We start from the raw sequence: 19,514 nt of genomic DNA on the forward strand, positions 1-19,514 counted from the left end.
TTATATTCTTTATCTGTAATAAGCACATCATGGCAGCGTATTAATTATTCTTTAATTCAAAGGGTACTGCTGTTATCATAAGCACATAGAAAATTCCGGCCATGTTGAGAAATAACCTTGGAAACCTTCTTTTCATACTCTTCCACTTATCAAATTGGAGGAAACTACGGTCATTTTCCGCTTTTGGCACCTGCAGATATATAAGAGACTGCATTTTGAAGATAGCAGTCTCTTTCATCGAATGGATAAAGGATACGGCCGCCGTCTGACCTTTTAAGATCATCTATTATAGCAATTAACCATATTCATTAAAATTACCTCTAATAAATCAGAGATGTTTGAATTATTCTCCGCCGTCATATCATGTATTTTGGGAAATCCTTTTTCTAATCTTTATCAAATATTTCATCAAGTTTGTCTGCATAAAAAGTAATTGCTTTTTTATATTGCAAAACTTCCGGGTCATCAGAAGTTTCGGCCACACACTTTAGGAGCATCTCCATTGCCTCGCTGTGCTGGCCTAAATTATGGAGCGTCATGGAATAAAACACCTGGATTGCACGATTAGCCGGAAACTGGGAGATTCCTTTCTCGAACACCATCTTTGATTTTTCATATTCCCCAAGAGTCCGGTATGTGCTCCCAAGACCCAAAATGGCACCTGGCAGATCAGATTCAGGCAGCCCAAGTTCGATCGCTTTTTCATAATGAGAAACAGCTTTCGATTCCTCCCCTAGAACGTCAAAACTCCAGGCACAATGATAATGAATCACTGGGTTTAAGGGATACTCTTCAGCCAATTTCACAAGCAGAAGGCTGGAATCTTTGTATTTACCGAGATTGCGAAGTACAATCGCTTTTTCTAAGTCCGTGCTCATATGTACCTCCGATCACCGCTTTCTTTCTATTATATCTAAAAATTGCAAATAATGGGTATGGTAAAGCTTTAACTTTTCTGCAAAAATTGAATTATGTCTCGCTGCACTATTCTTTCACTTCAACCGAAGCTATTTCATCAAACATGACCTTCTCAAGAAACCCATCTTCCAATTCCAGATAAATTTTTCTGCCGATGCCGTCCAGCCTGTTTACCCTCCCTGTATATTCGTGGAATAATCCCTCCCGCCAGACTTTTACTATTAGAAAGAAGGCATATTCCATTGCATAGTGAATTTTGTTTTCATAGTCCTCCAATTCATATTCATCTATAAGCGGCTTGTCTTGTGCCATTTGTTCAGTTTCCAATTTTCTTAGCATCGCCCGGTGTTCCGGCATGAAGTGGGCTGGCTGCCATTTTATTTTCCCTCTGTCTTTTAGCGGCATAGTAAATCCCTCCATCCTCTATTATAGAACATTTGTTCTGTTTTTAAACCTGTAAAGCACAAAATCTCAAGCTGGTTCATTTGGATAATAAAAGTACGAGTGGTAAAATAATCTTTAACTCTCTGAAAAGATTGGTGAAACAATGAAGCAGTTTCCTATAAAACACCGGTGGCTCGGACGTTTGCTGGCATCCGATCCCGGGCTTATCCGATTTCAAAAAGCAGGACGGGCCACTTTAAGTTTAATGGCTTCAGTCTTTACGACTTTGTTCATCATGCAATTGGCTGGTGCTGATGCTGATGCCGCTCTCACTCCGGCGATAGTGTCCGGAATGGCAGGCATGCTTGGCATCATGATTGTCATGGATGACTCCAAAAAAGGTAAAATGCTCACAACTGGCCTGCTTGGACTTTCAGCCATGGCAGGGGTATCGATCGGTTCCCTATTGGCGGAAAGCACGGTCTTTATCGATATTGCAATGGTTCTGTTAATCTTCTTAAGCTTTTATTTGACCCGCTTTGGAGTGCGGTATTTTTCTCTATGCATGATTGCATTCATGACACTTTATTTCGCGTCTATTTTAAAACTATCAGGCAGTCAGCTTCCATCCTTCTACTTCGGCATTTGGATTGGGATCGCGTATGCTTTCCTGTTCAATTTCATCCTTTTTCAGGACACCGCGAAAAACCTGAAAAGAAGCATTCGCTCCTTTCATTTCCAAAGTAATTTTACGTTCAATCTCTTAATTGAGGGGATGCAAGCCAAGGAAATGACTCCTCAGCAGCGGGAGGAATTGGGAAGAAACGTGCTGAAGCTCAGGGATTATGCTGTCATGGTTTCGGAGTATATAAATGATGAAGATGTTCAAAAATTATGGCCTGGGCTGACCTCTACTCAGCTAAGGTTATATATTTTTGATGCAGGTATGCTGATTGAAACACTGACAGACTCAATTAGAAGCTTAAAAAAAGCAAATGCCCTTGAAATTGATGAGCTGAGAAAACTCCTGGTTTGGGTAACCCGTTCTCTTCGCGATGCTGAAGTTCTTGCCCAACAATATGAAGAACAAAATCTGCGTGAAGCAGAGCTTGCTGTACAGGCCCTCCGCCTGCTTATTATTGATTTGTTCAGCCGGGAAGACAAACCTGCAGGATGGCTGTTTCTGATCAGGCGGATCGAGTCCATTGCGAACCATGTCATCGAGGGCGGCATAACCATACAGCAGGCACTTCATAAAATGAAAGACAATGAGATTAAATTATCTGAAGAGGCAGCTGAAGGCGAAAGTGAAGATGAACCATCTGAAGAAGATAAGGGCATCAAACCTTCCACCAAAAAAGCTTTTCAGGCATTGACTGCTGCAATCATTTCCATCATTGCCGGCCAGATTCTTTCGCCTGACCAGCCTTATTGGGTTCTTTTAACAGCTTTTATTGTTTTGCTCGGTACCGAATCGATCGGGCGCATTTATACGAAAGGTTTTCAGCGGTCGGTTGGAACAATTATTGGAGCAGTAATTGGATTTACACTTGCAAGAGTGGTCAGCGGCCATTCCGTCCTTGAAATAACGCTGATTTTTGCAGCGGTTTTTTTCGCCTTTTATTTGTTTGAGGTCTCCTATACGTTAATGAGCATGTTTATAACGATGCTGGTTGCTTTTATGTATGACCTTTTACTTGGAGGAATTACATTTTCCCTTATCAGTGCAAGGGTAATCGATACAATTGCCGGTGCCGGCATTGCATTCGGAGTTTCCTTATTTATTTTCCCAAAGAAAACGAAGGAAAAAGTGGCGGATACCTTAAATGACTACTTACAAGAACTGAAACCGTATGTCACTGAGTATGTGAGAAGCTTCCGGGAAGATGTGAACGTTAAGGAGCTTTCAGGCAAAGGCTTCTTATTGGATCAAAAACTTAAAACCATAAACGTTGAAGCACAATCTCTGATAAAAAAACCCGGATCCCCGCGCCATGCTGACGTTAACAGATGGATTACACTATTTTCAGCCATCAACTATTATGCAAGACACCTTGTGGCTTCCTCCTACCGAAAAGGATTCGACTATCCCGATGAGCTGGTCGATGTTTTCATAAGGATTGAAGAAAAGCTTGAATTAAATATTGAGACATTAATGGATTTGATTAAAGATAGCGGAGACGGCATGCTTGTGTATAGTCTTGAAAATGAAAGGGAACAAATTGAACGATTGGCACCAGCAAGGCAGCAATCCCAGCGTGATTTGATTCATCACCTTTATTTCGTCTGGAGAATCAATAAAGCGATTATGGAATTGGCAGAAGATCTTGGTGCAGGGAAGGAGCAATAATCCTCCTTCTCTTTTATATGAATTGGGAGATGCTATTTCAGGATCAATACTAGATTAATTTGCACATTCACATTCTCAATGTACATCAAAAAAAAGAGTATGAAAAAAGGAATCGGATTGCTCCGATTCCTTTTATTTCTTTACTTCTTCTTTCAATTTTATCAATAATTCATCCGAATTCTCCGCTGCAATCAGCTTCCCGTCCACCAGGGCATAAGGTGATTGCCTGCATTCTTTGCATCTGCTCTGGCATTCGTATTCTTTATAGTTAATATTCTTCTGGCTCAGAAATTGATTAAATGCAGCCAAACTCTCTTCTTTTAAAAATTCATCCAGATTCCGCTGACAAAATTCAATCGAAGCCGTTTTTTGCTTTGAGAATAGTTTGTTGATGAGTTTCACCTGATCAAACTTCCTTCTGATTATTCTTTAAAAACTCTAATGGCAATATATATTGCTTTCCCTAATCCATTTGGTAGCAGCCCATTTTTCTCCCTTTCTTACAGGCACACTGCTATGGACTGACAATCGGTCCAGCTGACCCTGAGCATTGCCATAATGGAAGTAAATGGCCGCTCCCTTTTTGGGAACAAATGAAAGTCCAGCTTTAGAAAAGACCGTTTCACCGCCATCCTCCACATCATTCAAATAGATGAGGAACGTTCCAACCCTCTGTCCGCCTTTGCTGGCATCCGCCATGTGGGGGGGAAAGAAATCAAAGTGAGGCTTATATTCTTCACCCAATCCATAGTTTAAGATCTGAAGGCCTTCACCATTTTCTGCAGGATAACCGGTCAATTCAGCAATCCTCGTTTCGATTCTTTCGACCAGTTCATTTTCTTTAAGCCGGAAAGCCATGCTCTTGCTTGTCCTTCCTGAACCCGCCCGTTCTTCTCCAGAACCCCTATCCACCACCAGGGATGGCTGCAGCCGGCTCCTTGAAAGACTGATAAGCTCATCACATTCTTCTGAGCTGAGCACCTGATCCAAATGGAGCACAAATGGCTTTTCATTTCTGGAAAGCACTATTACGTCCTTATCACTCGTATGAAGGATATTCCCCTTCCTGCCTATTTCGGGGACTTCATAAGTATATCGAATCTGCTGCCCTTCTGTCGTCTTAATTGCTTCATTTCCAACAATTTTAAATAAAGTCTCATATGCAAACCGGTTATCGAAACCCTTCTTAATCAAAGCGTTCGCAAGCGCAATCGGACTCACATCACTTTTTAGCGCACCCACAATCCAATCCTTTAGTTCATCTGATATCTGCATAATCTTCGTCATCATCTTCCCCCTGTATGACTCAATGAAAACATCCGTTAGCCAGATATAGAAATATATGTATTTTATTATACTATTATTAATGAATGAACTGAATCGATTTACCTGGTAACTCAGATAGTTCAAATTTGCATATAAACTGATTCTCTTTAGAGTGCCGTTTTAAATTCTTATAGATTCATGGCAACAGTTTTCTCGGCGCTGCTCCCATTTTCGGCTTCATGACTGCCTCATGGCGACCGTTTTCTTACCGCTGCTCTCTTTTTCGGCTTCATGACTGCCTCATGGCGATCGTTTTCTTCTCGCTCCACGACTTTTCGGCTTCATGAAGCTTTCATGGCGACTGTTTTCTTCTCGCTTCACGACTTTTCGGCTTCATGGAGCCTTCATGGCGACTGTTTCTCAGCGCTGTTCTCATTTTGGGCTTCAGGACCTTCACAAAAAAAACAGGATAGAGCATCCCACTCCATCCTGCACCGCTAATTACCCTCCATATTTCTTCTCATTTTCATTAAAACATCGTCAACAATTCTCAGCTCTTCCTTCGTAATACCCGATGTGACGATCGAGTGAAACTCCTCTGTGATGGGATATACATGTTCACTGAGATTTTTGCCGTTTTCGGTTAGATAAACATTCAGAGATCTGCTGTCCTCTTTATTCATGCTTTTTTTGATAAAGCCTTTCTTTTCAAGACTGCTCAGCATTCTGGCAATGTTAGATTTATCTTTATCCAGCCGCCTGGCGATTTCATTTTGGCTTAATCCGTCTTCTTCCCAGAGAAGCATTAGAATCAGGTTCTGCTCCGGGGCAATATTTAAGTGGGCTAATTTAGTCTTAATATAGCTTGTTAAGGTCAGGTCTATTTGATGGATCTTAATGCTTATATAGTCATTAAATCTGGTTTTCATTTAAAATCCCCTATCCTATTTATGGTGGAAAATTTTATTGAAACTAAATTATTCTGTCCTATACACCAGATAACTTTCCTTCACTTATCCAATCATGATTTTCTCTTCTGCAAATTTATATTTGGCCTTTCCTTTTCTTCGGGCAAGTGCAAAAGCGATTGTGATTGGCCCTACTCTTCCTGCAAACATCATAAATGCAATTACCCCTTTTCCTGTTGCACTTAATTCAGGTGTGAGCCCCATCGACATGCCTACCGTGCCAAAAGCGGATATCACCTCGAATAAAAGGACGTTCAATGGAGCATTTTCTGTTATGGATAAAATAAATAAGATAAAGAAGATGAATCCTATTGAATAGACGGTTATTGTAAAAGCTCTGACAATAAGATCCTTTGGAATTCGCCTTCCCATCAGGCTCACTTCATCTTCTTCCTTTATCAGCGCTCTGACTGCAAGAAAAATCAAGACAAAGGTAGTGACTTTAATGCCGCCGGCGGTACCTCCTGATCCCCCTCCAATGAACATGAGCAGCATTGTTACCAGCTGCGAACCTAAAGTTAATTCGCCAGTATTCAAAGAATTAAATCCAGCCGTTCTCGGGACCACACCATGAAAAAAAGCCCCCAATAGTTTATCTTTTAAAGGCAAATTGGCAAGTGTCCCAGGATTATCATATTCAAGCGCAAAGATAAATACTGTTCCGAGAATGTTAAGAATCAGCGTCATCAGGAGGACCAATTTTGTATGCAAAGAGAGCTTTTTCAAACTCTTGTTTCTTTTTACATCAAGTACAACGATATAGCCGATACCTCCGATTATTAACAGGAAGCTGAGTGTCATGATGACAGTAAAATCACCAGCATATTCAGTAACGCTCCTGAATTGGCCCATTATATCGAATCCGGCATTATTAAAGGCAGAAACCGAATGGAAAATGCCATAATACAATGAGCGGGGAAAGCCAAAATCGGACGACCAGCGAATAGCCAATATCAATGCACCGATCATTTCAGCGATTAATGTAAAGCCGACAACGAATTTAACCAGCCTGACCATCCCTTCAATCGAAAGCTGATTTAAAGATTCCTGGATCATCAGCCTTCCTTTCAAACCAATGTTCTTTCCAAGCATGATAGCTATGAGAACCCCAAATGTCATAAATCCAAGGCCGCCAATCTGTATGAGGACCATCAGTACAATCTGGCCAAAAACAGTAAATGTGGTTTGGGTATCCACTACCACGAGACCTGTTACACATACAGCAGAAGTCGCCTCAAAAAGTGCATCGATAAACGATAAATGATGTCTGTCTTTCGTAGCAAAAGGCAGCATCAGCAGCAGTGTGCCTACACCAATTAAGATTAAGAAACCGACCGAAAGCATTTGTGCCGGATTCATTTTTATCCAGTTATAGGATCGTCCCATTCTCCTCATTCTTTTATGCTCCTTATACAATATAAGGCTAACCCCTTATTGGTATTTTTTTATCGGCAAGGCTTATACTCCATGCCTCTCAAATCTGCCAATCCCTTTATTGTGTCCCATTACAATCAGGACGTCGCCCTTTAAAATAACCTCTTCAGCTGATGGAGTAACGATTATTTCCTTCCCGCGCTGAATCCCCACGATATTACAGCCATACTTTGCCCTAATATTCAATTCAGAAAGGGATTTTCCGGCAATTTTATCTGTAGCCACAATCTCAACCATACTGTAATCTTCAGACAGCTCAATATAATCAATCATTTTTTCCGAAACAATATGGTGGGCAATCCGCTTAGCCATATCCCGCTCCGGGTGGATAACACGATCAACGCCAATTTTTTCGAGCACCCTGGCATGATACTCATTATGTGCCTTTGCCCACACCTTTGGAATCCCCATTTCTTTTAATAACAAGGATGTCAATATACTGGACTCAATGTTTTCACCAAATGAAACAAATGCATGATCGATATTTTTTATCCCTGATTGCTTTATGGCAGCTTCATCAATGCCATTGATTTGAACTGCATATGTCACAAACTGTGCGTATTGATTTACTTTCTCCTGGTCTACATCAATTGCGAGCACTTCCACTCCCAATTCATGAAATTCCTTTACGAGACTTCCGCCAAAGCGGCCTAAACCAAATACTGCATACTGTTTTTTCATTGAAGAAATTCCCTTCTTTTTGAAAATGAACACAAAAAAACCACTCTTAAAAAAAGAATGGCCAATGGTTTCCATCAACCCTTCCCTCGATTCGGCTTACGGAGTTAGCTGTCGGATTAGGGATTGAGAGTATCCCTTCTTAGCCTTAATATGCTAAGATTCACCCCAAGATAAACCAGGTTTATCAAAATTGGTTCCCCCGCTCATAATGATTCAGCAAAAAGGTTACTATGAAATTAATAAATATAAATTACTCCCATGGAAATCTCTTGTCAATCTTTTTTTCAAAGTAAGTAAAATAAAAAGCACTTCCCAGTAACGGAAAGTGCTTTCCTGAAGATTATTCCCAAATTGCTGATGCCCACTCGGGATGATCTATAAATGGATTGCGGTTATGCTGGTAATCAGAATAGATGATTTCGTTTCTTCTCCGCTCGTTATCGTCTACCGGATCTTCCTTATGCCACTCAAGCAGGACAGACATTTTGCCATGATAAGGAGCAGAGCCATTATTGACCTGATTGTTTAGCTCCAGATCCACTTCTCCGCTGTCTCCTTCATAACGGACAGCCATATAAAAAAGCATCCTCGCAACATCGCCTTTTACTGTATCCCTGGGTTCCCAGGAATCTGAATCATAGTAGTTTCCCAGTGCCTCTGAATGCTGGGTGCCCCCATCGTCAAAGTCAAGATTCCCTCTCGAGCTATTTACTGAAGCATCTGTTGGCCGCAAATGATGCAAGTCTGTTCCCGGACCCATAGCTGTTCCAAAGTCCCCGTGAGATTTAGCCCAAACATGCTCCCTGTTCCAATCATTGACGCCAGAACCATTGGTGAATTTCCCCTGAGAGCGGCCAGTATACAAAAGAATGACGTTATTGGGATTGGCAGGATCTTCATCTGTCTCACGCAGTGCTTCCCATACATTCGAATAGGAAATTTCCGTGTGATCATCAATGATAGTGTGGAGGGCTGTTTTTAAAGCCTCCCCTGTTTTTCCGTTTGCAGCATCATAATATCCTCCTGGTTCAGGGCCGGGAATGACTGTTCCATCACCAGCTTGTTCGAAGGCCGTCCCATCTTTTAGCCCGGGATGAGAGAAATAGGCGGTAAGTGTTCCGGTTACCTTAATTTTTTCTCCAATCAAGGATGGATTGGATTTTAAGCCGAAAGCAGAGCGAAACGTGGAAGGAATTTGAACATAAAGCATCTTAGCTGTGCTGGTCTCTGATGGACTATCCGCCAGGGCCAAAGCATAGTCATTAGGAAACTGGCTTGAAATAACCGTATTTGCCGCAGTCGGCTGTCCAACCACATAGCCTTGAACAGTTTTGGAAGAGTTGTTTTGAGTATTGATTCCCTGTGAAACGGAATAAGGTGATGTCCAGGAGCCATCCCCGGCAGCTGCCCTAGTTATAGAATTTTGAATGGGCTGCATCACGATCAGAATGACAGTAACCAGAATAAAAGTTAACAGCAGGCCTTTTTTCTTACGATTCAGCATTCATTCGCCTCCATATTTTTTTGAATGGACTTAAATAATCAGAAAAGTCACAATTCCACACAAGTATAAATGAACACCTTCGGCCATATCATGAGGTTTTGGTCCCAAAAGTTTACTTTTCACACAGAATTTACAAACTTAACTTTGATGCAATTTTTTTAAAGTGCTTACTTTTTTAAAATGCCCAGATACTCAATCCAAGGACCAACATCAGTTCTGTATCTATTTGCCAATACTCGAGAAATCTGTGAAATATGCGTAAGGTCATGCACAGCCCAAGTGGAAATCAATTCCCTGACTCTGACTGGTCCAAATGCTGGATGAAGCCCTGTCTTTTCGAAATGAATTTCCAGATCAGTTATACCCCTAAGCATGGCCAAATTTTTCATTCTAAGGGTCTTAAAGACTTCAAGCTTTTCTTCAAGTGATAGACTCTCTGACACATTTAAATGAGCAAAGCGGTCAAATGGGGGGAAGGGCTTGCTTTCCCCTTCCTGCAGAATAAATTTCAGCCGTGGAATCCAATTTTTCTCCTCGCCATCAATCAAATGATCAACCACTTCGGCAGCATTCCACGTGCCTTCCCCTTCATTGCCATTAAGCCATTCCGAAGATAGACCGCTTAGTAATGCATCCAGCGTATGGGGTGTACGTTCAAGAATCTCAATAGCTTCTCTTAAATTAAAATTCATATAACCGCTCCTTTATAAACAGACCCGATTAGATACAAAAAATAAGCACCTGTACATAGCTCATCTAAAAGTCCTTTTCAATTTCTTTCATTACAGTAAATGGCCCATATGATTTATTTGATGGCACCACAAGGGTTATCCCGCTTTCAGGGTAATAGGCAGAATGAAAGCTGACTCCCGGGTCATAGCCCATGAGGTGATATTTGAAGATGGCTTCGTTTTTCTTTTTGATCCATAATCCGTAGCCGTAATACTCATTCTCATCTGCTTTGGCATGCGGGGACATCAGCTTTTCAGTATACTCCCCGCTCATGAGCTTATCATTACACAATGCTTCCCAAAATAAGATGATATCCTGAGCAGTAACATAGGCTCCTCCGTCAGAACCGCCTCTGATGGGCAATGAATAAATATTGGTTCTCCATGTCCCATCTTCTTCATTATCTATATAACCAATTGCTGTATTTTCAGGAAGATTGTCAAATCGGAAAAAGCCTGAATCCTTCATTCCACATGGTTCAAAAATTTGGGAATGAATATAATCCTGGAAACTCAGTCCTGTCTTCTTCTCTATAATTAAACCCAAAAGTATATATCCGGCATTATTATAATGAAATTTCTCCCCGGGCTTAAACATCATCTTTTTATTCTGGAACATAGGAAGAAAATCTCTCAGATGATTTAATAGATACATTGGCCTTTCTTTCCACAGCTCCTCAAAATCATCCATAATTGACTCATCAAAATAGTCGGGCACTCCGGATGTATGGGTTAACAGGTGATGAATGGTAATTGTCTCATCAAATAAGGGAAAAACATCCTTCAATACATCATTAAGTCTTGTTTCGAATGATATGAATCCATTCTCGGCCAATTGACAAATGCTAACCGCCGTAAAAATCTTACACCCGGAGGCGATGCCAAACCTGGTACCTGGGTTATTTTGGGTTTTGTTTGCTCGATCAGCATCCCCCTCTGCTAATTGAAGGATCAATTCCTCCTTTTCTTTAACAAGTACGACACCGGAAAAACCAACATTTTTAATTACAGACCTTAACCTTTTATCATAATCCCTAAATAACATGAGTATTCCCCTTTAAGTAATATTCCATTGACCTAAAGCAATGCGGGACAGTAATAGCAGACTCTATAAAACATATAACGGATTTAAAGAGGATGATTCCTCCAAATGAAAGAGTCGCTTAATCTTTTAGTATTTTATAAATATTTTTCAAAAGCAGTAATAGTCAGTGATTCATTTATTTCCATTTTCTTCAGCTCTTTAAAACCATTCTTTAAATAAAAAGTGACAGCAGGGGTATTCTTAGAGCCTGTTGTGACAATCATTTTTTCATTCATCGGCCTCAGTTCAATGAAGTTCAGCAGCTTTTGTGCAATTCCCTTTCTAAAATGTTCAGGATGCACAATCAGTCTATGAATATCTAAAACATTATTTTCCTCTTTAAAAGAAATCACACCGCATAATTTTTCACCTATAAAATACCCAAGGAAGGTTTCTCCGGTTATTCGCAAGTCATCAGCCGTATCCTTCAAAGGCGGTAAATCAGGACATCCAATGATTTCAGCCTCAATTTTATACGCAGGAAGCTGGACACTTAGAACTTGCACAGCAGCTTTTCGATCTTTAATATCAATTTCCCTAATCATTATGGTCCCTCTTTTTATATTAGTTTTAAGATAAACTTCTCTATCAAGGATAAATTCCCTCTTTTTTGGACGAATGAAGACCTTCCAATTTAAAATTTAACTAGGGGTGAATAGGATGAATTTAAAATATGAAGTGATAACAGAAGAGAAAATCAGACTTTGCCGGGATTTATGCAATAAGCTGATGGCTTTTCAGAAATCTAAGGCACATATAACACCTGAGCGTTTTGACAGCATGAATTTTGAAACTAGAATGATTCCATCCGTAAAATCATCTTTACATAATTATATAGAGATCGTTAAGGACGATGAAGAAATCGCGGGCTATGTCTATTCCAATGTTTCTCCTAAGGAAGCCTGCTCCAATGATTTCGCCATTTTTTTTGATCTGACTTCAGTCGGGAAAAGGCATGTTGGCTGCTTATCTCAATTCTTTATAAAAATGCTACAGACAATATGGAATTGGATCAGTTCTTTTTAACATGCCGATGGAATGGTTAATCCAATTTAAAGATGTGGAAGATTATTTTATCTATGTATCAAATAGGAATACAGAGGCTCTTGAATTTTATACTCTCAAAGGGGTTACTGTTAGTCATGAGATTCTCGACGGCTTTATTACAGTTTTGCGCAGATAAGAAAGGCCATTCCCACTGGAGCTGACAACAGGAAAAAACTTTCCCAGTAATCAATAAGCTGCCGGACCAATAGGATAAATGCAGAAGCGACATTAATCCAGCGGATATCTTAGCTGGATTTTTTCAGGCATATTTTCATCAGCAATATCCCCAAAGCCAATATACTCATAATCCTAAAAAATAATGGTGGACATTGTCATAAATCTTGTTATAATTCTAAAAGAAATTACTTTGAAAAGGGTGCTTTATGGGAAATACATGCAGATATGTTGTAAGTGCCACTGGGAAAAACGGCGAGACTTATTATACGCAATGCAAGGACAAAGAAGAGTTAAAAGAGTGGCTGGCCGAACATGAAGACAAGCTGAATAAGAAGGAACTAAAAGTGAAAGACAAAAAAAGACATCCTCTTTTAAGCTGGCTTAACTTCTAATCTTATTGCTAAAAACCAAATTGACCTTTCCTATTAAATTACTATTTGAATGATAGTAACCTTAGTAAACCTAGATAAGAAAATCGTATGATTTACAACTTTTATGATTATTGTTAATATATTAAAAAAACATTAATAATTTTCGCTTAATCTTAATTGAGCGGGGGAACCAACTGTACTTTTTTAATAAAAGCACCTGGGGTGAATCCTTTTATAGGTAGGGTACTCTCAAGACCCGAACCCGACAGCTAACCTCGTAAGCGTGTTGAGAGGGAACACTGCATAAATGCACAGTGGTTATTACCTCTGTGTTTTTTTGTTGCCTTTTTTAGTTAGGTTTATGTTTTTTGGGGGTAATATAGGAAAGGCAAAATATTTTTTGTGCGAGATTTACATTTTTTTACATCATTTATTTCATTGGAGGAACGTGTATGAAATTATCTACTAAAATTATTCTTGCTTTGATCGCCGGGGGAATCACAGGGCTGTTGATTAATTTATTTGCACCTGGCATTTTCCCCGAGCTTGACAAGTTTTTGTTTACTCCGCTGGGAAAAATCTTTTTAAATCTCATCAATATGCTGGTTGTTCCGATCGTCTTCTTTTCCATCACCCTTGGAACAGCAGGCCTCGGTGATCCTAAGAAGTTGGGAAGAATTGGGATTAAGACAATCTCCTACTTCCTGGTTACCACCAGCATTGCAATCGTCATAGGTCTTGCTTTGGCAGCTGTTTTCCAGCCAGGAAACGTTGGTGAATTCGACGTAACAAACGTGGAGTACGAATCGAAGGAAGCTCCTCCTGTCTCAGAGACACTATTAAATATTATTCCAACCAATCCGGTAAAAGCCTTCACGGAAGGCAATATGCTTCAGATTATCACTTTTTCTATTTTTGTCGGATTTGCATTAACCATGCTCGGCAATAAAACAAAAGGCATATTAAACCTTATTGAACAAGGCAATGACATGATGATGTACCTTGTTAACCTGGTTATGAGGTTCGCTCCTTATGGAACGTTTGGACTTATCGTTTCTGCTGTAGGAAGTCAGGGTCTAAGTGCCATTAAAGCTATGGGACTTTATATGATCGTAGTTCTTCTTGCGTTATTTATACATGCGATTTTAACCTATGGAGGTTCTATTGCTTTACTTGCAAAGAAAAACCCGCTATGGTTCTTTAAAGGCTTTGCGCCGGCCATGGGGGTTGCTTTCAGTACATCAAGCAGTAATGCGACTCTGCCGATTTCCATGAATACGGCCCAAAAAAATCTGAAAGTTCCTGAATCAATCAGCAGCTTTGTTCAGCCTCTCGGTGCAACCATCAACATGGATGGAACAGCCATCATGCAGGGAGTTGCAACTATTTTCATTGCCCAGGTATATAATGTTGATTTAACATTGACACAGCTAATCACGGTTGTCCTTACTGCCGTTCTTGCCAGCGTTGGTACAGCTGGTGTGCCTGGTGTCGGTTTGATTATGCTAGCGATGGTTCTTAACTCTGTCAATCTTCCTGTTGAAGGTATCGCATTAATCATTGGGATTGACCGTCTGCTTGATATGACGCGAACAGCAGTTAATATTACAGGTGATGCTGCCTGTGCAGTAATTGTAGCGGAAACGGAAGCAAAGAAAGAGGCCGTTAAAGCCTGAATGCAAAATAGCACCGGTTATCCGGTGTTATTTTTTTGTGGAAATCTCTTCCTCCCTGCTTGTTTCATTATTCAAATTCATTGATTTTCTATTATTTTTTAGTATAATTAGATTCATAACCATCACGTAACAGTTTGGAGGAATCCTCATGGGGCTGAGAAGTTAAGAATAGGAGAATTGGCTGAAAAAGCAAAGGTTACTAAGAGAACGATTGATTACTATACTTCACTCGGACTGCTAAAAGCAGAACGTTCCCCTTCAAATTATCGCTATTATGATTATTCCGCCATCGAACGTATTGCTTTTATCGAAAAATGTAAAGCGGATGGTTTGTCGCTGGAGGAAATAAAGAAAAAAGTTATCGGCCGATTTTCTGAAGAGGTAGATGTTCTTGAACTAAGGCTCAAAATTCAGGATCTGGAGGAAGATGTGACAAAAGCACTTTCACAGCTTAAAAAATCTGATCCCGAAAAATACGAATATGTCAAAAAGAATATTTCACATGAAAGCTTATCATTAATTCAAACATTGCTTTTATTGCTCAACTGATATCCTGTCCCAAAACGTTTTTTTGGGTTTTTGGAGCATTATGGATATCTATTTGGGCACAATTTAAGTAGTGAACTTTATAAGGATTATTACCATTTTAGGAGGTGTATGTCTTACTTTAGTAAGACTGCTCGTTGACAACCATAAATTTATTACTGATTGCACTATTAATAGCATTAACCGCATTCTTCGTAGCAACTGAGTTTGCGATTGTAAAAGTACGTGTTTCCCGAATTGATCAGCTGATTGCTGAGGGTAATAAAAGGGCTATTGCAGCTAAGAGAGTCGTCACTCACCTTGATGAGTATTTATCAGCCTGTCAATTGGGAATAACCATTACCGCATTAGGGCTGGGCTGGCTTGGTGAGCCTACTGTCGAAAAGTTATTGCACCCGGTATTTGAAAGATTTGAGATTGCCGAATCGCTTACCCATATTTTATCCTTCGGCATTGCCTTTGCTTTAGTCACCTTCCTGCATGTGGTTGTAGGTGAGCTTGCACCAAAAACCGTTGCCATCCAAAAAGCTGAGGCAGTTACAATGGCGTTCGCAGCGCCGATTATTTGGTTCTACCGCTTGATGTTCCCTTTCATTTGGTTCTTAAACGGATCTGCTCGGGTACTGGTTGGCATATTTGGTTTAAAACCGGCTTCTGAGCATGAGATCGCCCATTCCGAAGAAGAACTGCGAATACTTTTATCCGAGAGTTATAAAAGCGGTGAGATCAATAAAAATGAGTTAAAGTACGTGAACAATATCTTTGAATTTGATGAAAGAATTGCAAAAGAAATCATGGTTCCGCGTACTGAAATGATTACGATTGCTTCTGATGACACAATAGAAGATATTATGCAAACAATCCAGAGAGAGAATTACACACGATATCCAGTGGAAGATGGGGATAAAGACAATATCCGAGGGTTTATTAATGTAAAAGAATTTCTGACGGCCAGTCTTACAAACAGGATCACCCCGGAGAATCTTGAGCTTGACTCGTTTATTAACCCGGTTATCCATGTAATTGAAAGCATTCCGATTCATGACCTGCTAGTCAAAATGCAAAAAGAACGCATCCATATTGCCATTTTAATGGATGAATATGGCGGAACTTCCGGATTGGTGACTGTCGAAGACATTCTTGAAGAAATTGTCGGAGAAATCCGTGATGAATTTGATGAAGATGAGGTTCCTGAAATTAGAAAGCTTAACGATAACCACTATATTCTGGATTCCAAGCTTCTTATAGACGATGTCAATAATCTGCTTGGCACAGATTTTGAGCATGAAGACGTTGATACAATCGGCGGCTGGTTCCTGACACAGCATATGGAAGCAGAGATAGGAACAGAGATTGAAGCAGATGGATTTACATTTAAAGTCCACGAAAAAGATGGGCACCAGCTGCATTATCTGGAAGTTTTTAAAAGCAAGCCCCAATTAAGCTAGGAAAAACGGCGGCTCCGGTTACGGCAGCTGCCGTTTCTTTTTTGCCTGTCTATATAAATACTTGATTGTTTTCCTATTACCCGTTAGACTGACTTATGTACGTTTTATATCTTTTAATTTCGTGAATTGTCCAGCGCAAGCAGCATGCCCCCTCGAGGTCACAAGCCAATCCTCCCCAAAAGGCAAAGCGAACGCCTTTCCGTGAGGCTCGTCTTGTGCTTGAGGCCCACAGGATGTGGGTCATGCAGACGTTGCCACAGGACGTGGCGTTCTTAGTCTGCGTTCATTCGTGGGCAAGGCGCTAGCGCTTTTCTTATTAATCAACAGGATGTGTGGCTATGTCAGAAATTATCATCAGCTTTATTGATTTCTTAAAACAGTTTTCTTACTTTGGTATTTTGCTTTCATTATGCTTTGAATTTATCCCGGCAGAAGTGGTTCTTCCTTTGGCGGGCTTTTGGGTCTTCCAGGGAGACTTTAATTATTATTTAGTCGTATTAGCAGGTACAGTGGGAGGAACGATTGGACCGCTGACTTTATATGCATTGGGCAGATATGGCGGCCGTCCAATGGTTTTAAAATACGGAAAATATTTCTTGGTTTCTCAAAAACAGATTGATGCTTCGGACAAGTTTTTTGAAAAATATGGCGCAGGGGTAGCTTTCTTCGCCCGATTTATGCCAGTTGTCCGTACTGCGATTTCCATTCCATGCGGGATGGCCAAAATGAATGTGTGGAAGTTCTCTATCTATACATTCCTCGCAATGCTGCCGATTACCGCATTCTATGTTTATTTAGGATATAAACTGGGCCCTCACTACAAAGAAGCAGAGGAAATTTTTAATAGCTATGCCCTGCCTCTAGCCCTGATCATCATTGCAGCAGTCATTATAGTGTTCACTTACAAATATGTAAACAAGCGCAAAAAAAGCCAAAGTATATAAATTTAAATGGAAACGGCACTGGATGGACAGTGCCGTTTCTATTTATGTTTTATACAAAAAACTTTGAAGCCCAGGCTATGTAATATGCACCGGGTATAAACATGATTTGTGCAAGGACTGTTCCAATCAATCTGGAGGTAACCATCATAATCGAAATTCCTTTTAAATTCGAATACTTGGCCTTCCCGTGCACCACATTATCTGACATAACAGAAATTTTCGGGTCCACAAAAATGGATAGAAGAATCGTTGCCACACCGTTTATGAGTCCGGATGCCATTACAGCAGTATTTGAGCTAGCCGTTGTAAGCAGGGAAGCATATAAGGCTGCCAGTACTCCAATTGTATATATGGCTGTTACAAACATATTGAATAAAAATAGCCGTTTTGGAATTTCACTAAGTTTAAGCCCATTTAAATAGGAGATTCTCGGAATTTTAAAATGTTTAACCATTCTCTTTGCCGATTTCCAATTAAACCCGATTTTCAGTAATGAAGGAACCGACCCTTCCTCATCGGCAAGACGGATAATCGCTCTTGAGAAAATGGCTATGAATGTTGGGAGCAATAGAATTCCAATTATGGTTCCTATTGTGGATGCCCCTATTAACACCCTGAATTGGCTTTCCACATAAACGAGAAAGTTTTGTTCAGGCGCTGTATCAATAATACTGCCAAGCAAAGGCTGCTGCCCCATGTTTGCCATTCGTGAAACAATGACAATGGTACTGAACAAAGAAAGCCCTGATGCTATCAGCTTGACCCTGGCACCCGATAATCGGACTGCATAAGCCAGTGTTTCAATACTATGTATAAGGATAATAAATAAAGAAGTAAACACGATTTTCCCCGTCATAAGATCCAAAAAGAACACTTCTTTCGATTTTTCCTTATTATACCATTAGTCTAATTATGTTTGAAGCGTGATGAAAAAAGCTTTGGGTGATTAACATATAAAGGGAAATTAAAATGTTGCCTGCCGCCAGCGATATTCTTAGTTTACTCAATGATTTCCCTCCTCAATTGCAAATAATGCACTGCCTATCCTATTTTCCGGCATCGTGCTTGTCGAGCATTTCCTTAAGAAATTCATCGGATTTCCCTCTCGGAATACTGAGACTTTCCCACTCTTCGTTTTTTAATAGCTTGCCGATATAAACAATCTGTCCAACATGGTAAGAATAATGGGCCATCTGCCTTTCTATTGCATCCATAACTAGATGGCTCTCGCCTCGAATAGTGATATTTTTAAGCAGATCCTCCTCTTTTAAACTATCTAAAGCGGAAAACAGTACCTTCCACCCTTTTTCCCAAATCAATAATAGTTCATCCTTTGTGGCTGTGGCTGTTGAAAACTCCTCATCCCTGTTTCGATAAGGCTTTTCTCCATCTGATGTCAAAAAATTGGTCCACCGTGAAACCATATTGCCGCTCATATGCCTGATAATTACCGCTGTACTATTGGACTCTTCATTGCAAGCCCAATTCAATTCCTCATTGGAAAGCCGCTGAATGGTTATATCCGCTAATTCCTTCACTGCCTGGAATCTTTTCTTTACGATCATTAGATAATTTGCACCTATACTCATAATATGGCCTCCTTTTTAACTTCAGTAAGATTGGGACTCATTAGGACCTATACCTGTGAAATCGTTTTTTGAAGAGACGCAGGATTAACTACCATTTCCTTCTACCCTTGTCTTTTTCGTCATTATTCTTCTTGATTAACTACATTTTCCTTCGACACTCGGATTTTCGCCGTTATTCTTCTTATTACCTCCCATTTTCCTTCGGCCCTCGTCGTTTTGGGCATTATTCATCTCGACTAACTACCATTTTCCTTCTACCCTTGTCTTTTTCGTCGTTATTATTCTTAATTAACCCCCATTTTCCTCCGACCTTCGTCTTTTTCGTCGTTATTCCTCTCGATTAACTACCATTTTCCTCCGACCTTCGTCTTTTTCGTCGTTATTCCTCTCGATTAA

At 40.2% G+C, this 19,514-nt stretch carries 22 protein-coding genes and 2 riboswitches; of the genes, 8 read left to right on the forward strand and 14 right to left on the reverse strand.

The window, feature by feature from the left end:
- Window positions 1-40 precede the first annotated feature (40 nt).
- The 3 genes from NR125_RS19275 to NR125_RS19285 form a co-directional block, all read right to left on the reverse strand.
- The gene (locus NR125_RS19275) at window positions 41-283 is read right to left on the reverse strand and encodes a hypothetical protein (RefSeq protein ID WP_019382673.1); all 243 of its coding nucleotides are present in this window, start codon (window positions 281-283) and stop codon (window positions 41-43) included.
- Window positions 284-386: 103 nt separating this feature from the next.
- Window positions 387-878 (reverse strand): tetratricopeptide repeat protein, encoded by a 492-nt coding sequence (locus NR125_RS19280; protein WP_019382672.1) that lies wholly within the window; start codon window positions 876-878, stop codon window positions 387-389.
- A 106-nt stretch (window positions 879-984) separates the two neighbouring features.
- Window positions 985-1,323, reverse strand: coding sequence for a YolD-like family protein (locus NR125_RS19285; RefSeq protein WP_019382671.1), 339 nt, complete (start codon window positions 1,321-1,323; stop codon window positions 985-987).
- 142 nt (window positions 1,324-1,465) lie between these two features.
- On the opposite strand from NR125_RS19285, the gene NR125_RS19290 reads away from it, so the two are divergent.
- Entirely contained in the window at window positions 1,466-3,652 is a 2,187-nt protein-coding gene (locus tag NR125_RS19290) for an FUSC family protein (RefSeq protein WP_051005571.1), read from the forward strand.
- 132 nt (window positions 3,653-3,784) lie between these two features.
- Here NR125_RS19290 and NR125_RS19295 read toward each other — a convergent pair whose 3' ends face one another.
- From NR125_RS19295 to NR125_RS19340, 9 genes are all read right to left on the reverse strand, one after another.
- Complete coding sequence (locus tag NR125_RS19295; protein WP_009333667.1) at window positions 3,785-4,054, reverse strand: DUF1450 domain-containing protein; 270 nt, start codon at window positions 4,052-4,054, stop codon at window positions 3,785-3,787.
- 36 nt (window positions 4,055-4,090) lie between these two features.
- On the reverse strand, window positions 4,091-4,939 hold the full coding sequence (locus NR125_RS19300) for a 2-oxoglutarate-dependent dioxygenase (RefSeq protein WP_019382669.1): 849 nt from the start codon (window positions 4,937-4,939) through the stop codon (window positions 4,091-4,093).
- Between the two features lie 476 nt (window positions 4,940-5,415).
- Window positions 5,416-5,847: a MarR family winged helix-turn-helix transcriptional regulator gene (locus NR125_RS19305; RefSeq protein ID WP_009333665.1), complete on the reverse strand. Its 432-nt coding sequence runs from the start codon at window positions 5,845-5,847 to the stop codon at window positions 5,416-5,418.
- A gap of 84 nt (window positions 5,848-5,931) precedes the next feature.
- Window positions 5,932-7,302, reverse strand: a complete 1,371-nt coding sequence (locus tag NR125_RS19310; RefSeq protein WP_226280747.1) for a TrkH family potassium uptake protein — start codon at window positions 7,300-7,302, stop codon at window positions 5,932-5,934.
- Between the two features lie 42 nt (window positions 7,303-7,344).
- Entirely contained in the window at window positions 7,345-8,001 is a 657-nt protein-coding gene (locus NR125_RS19315; RefSeq protein WP_026041776.1) for a potassium channel family protein, read from the reverse strand.
- A 78-nt stretch (window positions 8,002-8,079) separates the two neighbouring features.
- A riboswitch (cyclic di-AMP (ydaO/yuaA leader) is annotated at window positions 8,080-8,230 on the reverse strand.
- Between the two features lie 111 nt (window positions 8,231-8,341).
- The gene (locus tag NR125_RS29955) at window positions 8,342-9,505 is read right to left on the reverse strand and encodes an endonuclease (RefSeq protein WP_019382665.1); all 1,164 of its coding nucleotides are present in this window, start codon (window positions 9,503-9,505) and stop codon (window positions 8,342-8,344) included.
- Window positions 9,506-9,672: 167 nt separating this feature from the next.
- Complete coding sequence (locus NR125_RS19330) at window positions 9,673-10,197, reverse strand: DinB family protein (protein WP_019382664.1); 525 nt, start codon at window positions 10,195-10,197, stop codon at window positions 9,673-9,675.
- A gap of 64 nt (window positions 10,198-10,261) precedes the next feature.
- Window positions 10,262-11,281: a serine hydrolase domain-containing protein gene (locus NR125_RS19335; protein WP_192908868.1), complete on the reverse strand. Its 1,020-nt coding sequence runs from the start codon at window positions 11,279-11,281 to the stop codon at window positions 10,262-10,264.
- 134 nt (window positions 11,282-11,415) lie between these two features.
- On the reverse strand, window positions 11,416-11,865 hold the full coding sequence (locus NR125_RS19340) for a GNAT family N-acetyltransferase (protein ID WP_009333659.1): 450 nt from the start codon (window positions 11,863-11,865) through the stop codon (window positions 11,416-11,418).
- Between the two features lie 115 nt (window positions 11,866-11,980).
- Between NR125_RS19340 and NR125_RS19345 the strand changes: the two genes are divergently transcribed.
- The 7 genes from NR125_RS19345 to NR125_RS19375 all read left to right on the forward strand — a co-directional run bounded on the left by NR125_RS19345 (window position 11,981) and on the right by NR125_RS19375 (window position 17,529).
- Complete coding sequence (locus tag NR125_RS19345) at window positions 11,981-12,346, forward strand: hypothetical protein (RefSeq protein ID WP_226280748.1); 366 nt, start codon at window positions 11,981-11,983, stop codon at window positions 12,344-12,346.
- Between the two features lie 7 nt (window positions 12,347-12,353).
- Entirely contained in the window at window positions 12,354-12,503 is a 150-nt protein-coding gene (locus tag NR125_RS19350) for a hypothetical protein (RefSeq protein ID WP_236887901.1), read from the forward strand.
- 247 nt (window positions 12,504-12,750) lie between these two features.
- Window positions 12,751-12,936 carry a hypothetical protein gene (locus NR125_RS19355; RefSeq protein ID WP_009333656.1) on the forward strand — a complete coding sequence of 62 codons (186 nt, stop codon included), beginning with the start codon at window positions 12,751-12,753 and terminating at the stop codon, window positions 12,934-12,936.
- Between the two features lie 133 nt (window positions 12,937-13,069).
- A riboswitch (cyclic di-AMP (ydaO/yuaA leader) is annotated at window positions 13,070-13,215 on the forward strand.
- 152 nt (window positions 13,216-13,367) lie between these two features.
- Entirely contained in the window at window positions 13,368-14,591 is a 1,224-nt protein-coding gene (locus tag NR125_RS19360; protein ID WP_019382662.1) for a dicarboxylate/amino acid:cation symporter, read from the forward strand.
- Window positions 14,592-14,768: 177 nt separating this feature from the next.
- A complete protein-coding gene (locus tag NR125_RS19365; protein ID WP_009333654.1) occupies window positions 14,769-15,140 on the forward strand; it encodes a MerR family transcriptional regulator in 372 nt (123 codons plus the stop codon).
- Between the two features lie 134 nt (window positions 15,141-15,274).
- Window positions 15,275-16,585: a hemolysin family protein gene (locus tag NR125_RS19370; RefSeq protein ID WP_217032130.1), complete on the forward strand. Its 1,311-nt coding sequence runs from the start codon at window positions 15,275-15,277 to the stop codon at window positions 16,583-16,585.
- Between the two features lie 338 nt (window positions 16,586-16,923).
- Window positions 16,924-17,529, forward strand: a complete 606-nt coding sequence (locus NR125_RS19375; RefSeq protein WP_009333652.1) for a DedA family protein — start codon at window positions 16,924-16,926, stop codon at window positions 17,527-17,529.
- 49 nt (window positions 17,530-17,578) lie between these two features.
- Here the strand turns inward: NR125_RS19375 and NR125_RS19380 are convergent, their stop codons facing one another.
- Entirely contained in the window at window positions 17,579-18,394 is an 816-nt protein-coding gene (locus NR125_RS19380; RefSeq protein ID WP_034296771.1) for a lipid II flippase Amj family protein, read from the reverse strand.
- A gap of 181 nt (window positions 18,395-18,575) precedes the next feature.
- Window positions 18,576-19,118: a DUF1572 family protein gene (locus NR125_RS19385; RefSeq protein WP_009333649.1), complete on the reverse strand. Its 543-nt coding sequence runs from the start codon at window positions 19,116-19,118 to the stop codon at window positions 18,576-18,578.
- Window positions 19,119-19,514: the final 396 nt, after the last annotated feature.

This window comes from Cytobacillus sp. Bac17 (assembly GCF_024519925.1).
Classification (GTDB): domain Bacteria; phylum Bacillota; class Bacilli; order Bacillales; family Cytobacillaceae; genus Cytobacillus; species Cytobacillus pseudoceanisediminis.

What these genes read in the sequence shown, in the direction of transcription:
- NR125_RS29955 (WP_019382665.1), bottom strand. Translation starts at nt 9,505, where the DNA reads ATGCTGAATCGTAAGAAAAAAGGCCTGCTGTTAACTTTTATTCTGGTT.
- NR125_RS19300 (WP_019382669.1), bottom strand. Translation starts at nt 4,939, where the DNA reads ATGACGAAGATTATGCAGATATCAGATGAACTAAAGGATTGGATTGTG.
- NR125_RS19330 (WP_019382664.1), bottom strand. Translation starts at nt 10,197, where the DNA reads ATGAATTTTAATTTAAGAGAAGCTATTGAGATTCTTGAACGTACACCC.
- NR125_RS19385 (WP_009333649.1), bottom strand. Translation starts at nt 19,118, where the DNA reads ATGAGTATAGGTGCAAATTATCTAATGATCGTAAAGAAAAGATTCCAG.
- NR125_RS19275 (WP_019382673.1), bottom strand. Translation starts at nt 283, where the DNA reads ATGATCTTAAAAGGTCAGACGGCGGCCGTATCCTTTATCCATTCGATG.
- NR125_RS19375 (WP_009333652.1), top strand. Translation starts at nt 16,924, where the DNA reads ATGTCAGAAATTATCATCAGCTTTATTGATTTCTTAAAACAGTTTTCT.
- NR125_RS19290 (WP_051005571.1), top strand. Translation starts at nt 1,466, where the DNA reads ATGAAGCAGTTTCCTATAAAACACCGGTGGCTCGGACGTTTGCTGGCA.
- NR125_RS19280 (WP_019382672.1), bottom strand. Translation starts at nt 878, where the DNA reads ATGAGCACGGACTTAGAAAAAGCGATTGTACTTCGCAATCTCGGTAAA.
- NR125_RS19350 (WP_236887901.1), top strand. Translation starts at nt 12,354, where the DNA reads ATGGAATGGTTAATCCAATTTAAAGATGTGGAAGATTATTTTATCTAT.
- NR125_RS19360 (WP_019382662.1), top strand. Translation starts at nt 13,368, where the DNA reads ATGAAATTATCTACTAAAATTATTCTTGCTTTGATCGCCGGGGGAATC.
- NR125_RS19315 (WP_026041776.1), bottom strand. Translation starts at nt 8,001, where the DNA reads ATGAAAAAACAGTATGCAGTATTTGGTTTAGGCCGCTTTGGCGGAAGT.
- NR125_RS19340 (WP_009333659.1), bottom strand. Translation starts at nt 11,865, where the DNA reads ATGATTAGGGAAATTGATATTAAAGATCGAAAAGCTGCTGTGCAAGTT.
- NR125_RS19355 (WP_009333656.1), top strand. Translation starts at nt 12,751, where the DNA reads ATGGGAAATACATGCAGATATGTTGTAAGTGCCACTGGGAAAAACGGC.
- NR125_RS19345 (WP_226280748.1), top strand. Translation starts at nt 11,981, where the DNA reads ATGAATTTAAAATATGAAGTGATAACAGAAGAGAAAATCAGACTTTGC.
- NR125_RS19285 (WP_019382671.1), bottom strand. Translation starts at nt 1,323, where the DNA reads ATGCCGCTAAAAGACAGAGGGAAAATAAAATGGCAGCCAGCCCACTTC.
- NR125_RS19305 (WP_009333665.1), bottom strand. Translation starts at nt 5,847, where the DNA reads ATGAAAACCAGATTTAATGACTATATAAGCATTAAGATCCATCAAATA.
- NR125_RS19335 (WP_192908868.1), bottom strand. Translation starts at nt 11,281, where the DNA reads ATGTTATTTAGGGATTATGATAAAAGGTTAAGGTCTGTAATTAAAAAT.